The following is a 4,142-nucleotide window of genomic DNA, read 5'->3' on the forward strand; positions in this document are numbered from 1 at the left end:
GAATCATTTCGATCATCTCCCACTGAAGGTCAGTCAGGTCACTTGGGTACGCTTTTCGAATCGCCTCGGACACCGTGCACTCCTTTGCGTTGATGAACCGCAAAGTGTGAACAAAACCAGACTTTCAAAAAACCTCAGTTTCCGGATAGCCTCTCACAAGTCAATCATGCAATCAACTGTGGCGTTGCACTGGTGAAAGAGTCTCCAAAGTGCAAGTACAGTCGAGCTATGAACAGGATTACCCGGAGCCTGCTGGAACGCAGCAAGAACGAAAAGGCGCAGGATAAGAGGTCGGCAACTCCTAAAGAAACTGTGGGGATTGCCAAACGAGGTGTTCAATTAATTAAACAGGCTATGGGTTGTTTTTACCTTTGAAGAGGCCGCCCGCTCCAAAATCCTGCACGGGATGCATTAGATTAACTCGTCAAGAAGACCGAGTACATCGCTAAACTCCATTGGCTAAAGGTTAATAATGAGTGCGAGTCCCAAAACTATCGATCATCCAGGCAATGGAGCGAGTGATGCGAATCGATCACGATTCCAGGCGATTAAGAAGGATATTCATAAGCATTTGATCTAAGCACTCGATTTCGATTCGATCAGCGGATTAAATGATTACGAGATGCGGCGACAGCTTCGCGTCGGGATTGAAGATCTCTGCCGGTTTCGGGGCGACGTCCTTTCTCATGAAGATCAAAAGCGCCTCGTCGAGGAAGTTATCGACGAAACTCTTGGGTTGGGGCCGCTCGAACCTCTCTTGCGTGATCCGACAATTAGCGACATTCTCATCGATGGCCCGGAACGTGTTTCCATCGAACGACGCGGGCAACTCGAAGACACGAACGTCCGATTTTATGATGAAGATCATCTCATCGAAATCGTGCAACGAATCGCCAGTAAAGTGGGCCGCCGCCTCGATGAGTCCAGCCCGATGGTTGATGCTCGACTCGCCGATGGAAGTCGCGTCAACGCCGTCATTCGGCCACTGGCACTTGCGGGTGCGTTAGTTTCGATTCGCCGCTTTGGCAATCGTCCTCTCGAGATCCAGGACTTGATCGCCCGGGGAGCGATGACGAAAGAGATGAGCAGGTTTCTCATGGCCTGTTTCCGTTCGCGATTGAATGTTGTTGTCTCGGGGGGGACAGGAAGCGGGAAGTCGACACTCTTAAATGTCCTTTCCGGGTTCATCCCCAAACGTGAGCGAATTGTCACCATCGAAGATGCTGCGGAACTGCAACTCGATCAGCCTCGCGTCGCACGGATGGAAACTCGTCCACCGAATCTTGAAGGGAAGGGTGAAATCACAGCTCGCGAGCTGTTGAAGAACTCTCTCCGAATGAGACCGGATCGAATCATCATAGGGGAATGTCGAGGAGTCGAAGCGTTTGACATGCTTCAGGCGATGACAACCGGTCACTCAGGAAGCTTGACCACCATTCACGCAAATTCCGCACGTGATCCATTTCGACGACTGGAGATGCTCGTCGGGATGGCCGGTTTCGATCTTCCATCATGGCTTATCAATGAACTAATCGGATCTGCAATTCAGATCGTTGTGCACTGCGAACGTCTTTCCAATGGGGAGCGTAAAGTGACACAAATCACAGAGCTGACCGGAACGAATGGTAGTGTGATTGAGTCGCACGACATCTTCTCCTTCCGAAAAACTGGCGTGACCGATGATGGAGCGGTGACAGGAGTGTTTAGCGCCACTGGGATTCGTCCACGATGCCTGGAACAGCTGAGAGTTGCCGGATCGGAACTCTCCCACGAAATGTTTGAAGAAAAAGAACTTCACCCCGAACGTATCGATCGCGTCGCTGCGATTGTCTGAGATCTGACATGGATATTTCCACAATTTTCAGCTCCCCCCCCCAGCGATTGCTGCCGGACTGTCCATCATCGCGGTTGTCATGTTGATCGCGGATATGTTTTCGTCGAGTCGAAAACGAATTGATGAGCGAGTCTCGGAGCAACAGCGAAAGCTTGTCCGTGAGCAAGTCAGCAAATCCCGACTGTTCAAGGAGTGGAAGGCGGGCGGTGCCAGCAGCGGGGAAGAGTTCAATCCCAACTTTCAACAGAAGCTGGAACTCTACCTTGAGCAGTCCGGCCTGCGATTAACGATCGCAGATGTCTGTCGACGCTCGGTCCTGTTCGCAACAGTAGCTGGAGTGTTGCCCGCGTTATACTGTCACTACTCCATCACGTTCGGAGCAATGTTGGCGGGAGCAGTCATTCCGTGGGTTCATGTCGTCGTAGCGCATCGCAAGCGGATGCGGAAACTCTCCGAACAGCTTCCGGAAGTCTTCGATTTCATGCGACGCTCTGTTCAGGCAGGCCAAACGATTCAAAATGCTTTGCAGATCGTGGCCAAGCAAACGAGTTCACCAGTCTCCGACGAATTGACGTACTGCTGCGAACAACAGAATCTCGGTCTGCCGTACGAACTGACTCTGCGCGATATGGCTCAGCGAACTGGTGTCGTCGAGTTTTAACTCTTCTCAGTCGCACTGCTCATGCAGCGGCAGGCGGGCGGAGACCCGTCAGAAGTCCTCGAGAATCTGGCCGAACTTTCCCGGAAACGTGGAAAGCTCGCGATGAAGATCTGGGCCATCACAGGTGAAGGCCGCATGCAAGCAAATGTGCTTTCGCTGATGCCGTTCGGAGCGTTTATCGGGATCTATTTGCTTGACCGTCAATACGCCAGCATCTTGTTGAATTATCCATATCTGCTGGTCGGGTTGACCGTTGCAATCGCCGCAGGGATTTTGTGGATTCGAAAGATCATTAACTTCGAATACTAATTTCGCGGAGCTTTCGAACTATGAAGCCCGTATAAGAAACACACAAGGACGCACTCACGACGAGTGGTTTAGTCGCAATCGTTAACAATGTTCGCGATTGTCCCCGGTAAGTAAAACACGGATGTTAATGAAGACTGCGTTTTCGTTCACGACATCCAGGTGAGATTATGTTCCCGAGTCAGGTCGTCAATTCAATGGTCGCCTTCTGCGGATTTGCAGGAGTGGTCTATGCGATCTCGCACTTGTTTTTCAACGGTGATCATCGAACACAACGGCGCGTCGAAGAGGCATCTCGACGATTCAATCCGAATCAGGTTCCGGAGTCAAAACTCGGCAAGCTGGTGAAGTCGACGATCGGAGGTGTCGCTTCGAGACTCCCGGGTGGTGGTGAAGCGTCGATGAACGGGTCGGTCGGCCAGTTAGAGAGTCGGCTGCGGCATGCGGGCTTCTATGGTCGGCAGGCTCAAGCTTATTATTTCATGGCGACGATCGGACTCACCGTACTTCCAACAGTGATTGCGTTATCGCTGTTGGCGTTTCGTCTCATCGGTGCTGAACTGGCATTCTGGATCTCGTTGATCGGTGGTGGGCTGGGAATGCTCGCACCGGGTTTCTGGCTTGATCGAAGGAAAACAAAGCGGCACTTAACTCTTCTGAAAGGTCTTCCCGACTTCCTGGATCTGATGATCACCTGTTTGACCAGCGGGTTAAGTTTGGAATCGGCGCTCCAAAGAGTTTCCTCCGAAATCGGAAACGCTCACCCGGTGCTTTCGAACGAAATGGCCCGTGTACGCAGCGAAATTAACCTCGGGGCCTCCGTAGATCAGGCTCTGATGAATTTTGCAGAACGCAGCGACTGCGAGGAGATCCAGTCTCTGGCCACTCTCTGTCAGCAAACACGACAGTACGGGACTCGAATCTCGGATGCTTTCCGGTCGCATGCTGATCTTCTAAGAACCAAGCGGGAGATGAAAGCTGAGGAACGGGCGCAGAAAGCTGTTGTGAAGATCCTGATCCCCACTTTACTCCTGAGCTTTCCCTCGGTGTTTGTTGTGCTCGCGGGACCAGCAGCGATTCAGATTTGGGAATACTTCGGAAATTGCTGTGTTGAAAACAAATCACAGGTTTTGATCGTGGGCTAACGCCTCAGGGCGTAGGCGAGGACTTTGAGGGCGGCTTCGACGAACAGGGCTTTCTCGCTTCTGGCTGAGAGTGCGGCACCTGTGGTTCGCTTCAATCCGCTCATGAATGATTCCACAAGTCAGCGTCTGCCGTATCCTTTTGTTTCGAGTTCTGTCCTGGTCATCTGTGAGCGGTACTCGCCATTCAGCTTACCGT

The 4,142-nt window shown here is 52.0% G+C and carries 4 protein-coding genes; all 4 read left to right on the forward strand.

Going from position 1 to position 4,142, the window contains the following annotated elements; genetic code table 11:
• Positions 1 to 622 precede the first annotated feature (622 nt).
• The 4 genes from KOR42_RS25825 to KOR42_RS25840 all read left to right on the forward strand — a co-directional run bounded on the left by KOR42_RS25825 (position 623) and on the right by KOR42_RS25840 (position 3,946).
• Positions 623 to 1,834 carry a CpaF family protein gene (locus KOR42_RS25825; RefSeq protein ID WP_146512681.1) on the forward strand — a complete coding sequence of 404 codons (1,212 nt, stop codon included), beginning with the start codon at positions 623 to 625 and terminating at the stop codon, positions 1,832 to 1,834.
• Between the two features lie 94 nt (positions 1,835 to 1,928).
• On the forward strand, positions 1,929 to 2,495 hold the full coding sequence (locus KOR42_RS25830; protein ID WP_231741142.1) for a type II secretion system F family protein: 567 nt from the start codon (positions 1,929 to 1,931) through the stop codon (positions 2,493 to 2,495).
• A 21-nt stretch (positions 2,496 to 2,516) separates the two neighbouring features.
• Entirely contained in the window at positions 2,517 to 2,804 is a 288-nt protein-coding gene (locus KOR42_RS25835) for a type II secretion system F family protein (RefSeq protein ID WP_146512683.1), read from the forward strand.
• 167 nt (positions 2,805 to 2,971) lie between these two features.
• A complete protein-coding gene (locus tag KOR42_RS25840) occupies positions 2,972 to 3,946 on the forward strand; it encodes a type II secretion system F family protein (protein WP_146512684.1) in 975 nt (324 codons plus the stop codon).
• Positions 3,947 to 4,142: the final 196 nt, after the last annotated feature.

The sequence above is a fragment of the Thalassoglobus neptunius genome, from assembly GCF_007859735.1.
In the GTDB taxonomy this organism is placed as follows: domain Bacteria; phylum Planctomycetota; class Planctomycetia; order Planctomycetales; family Planctomycetaceae; genus Thalassoglobus; species Thalassoglobus neptunius.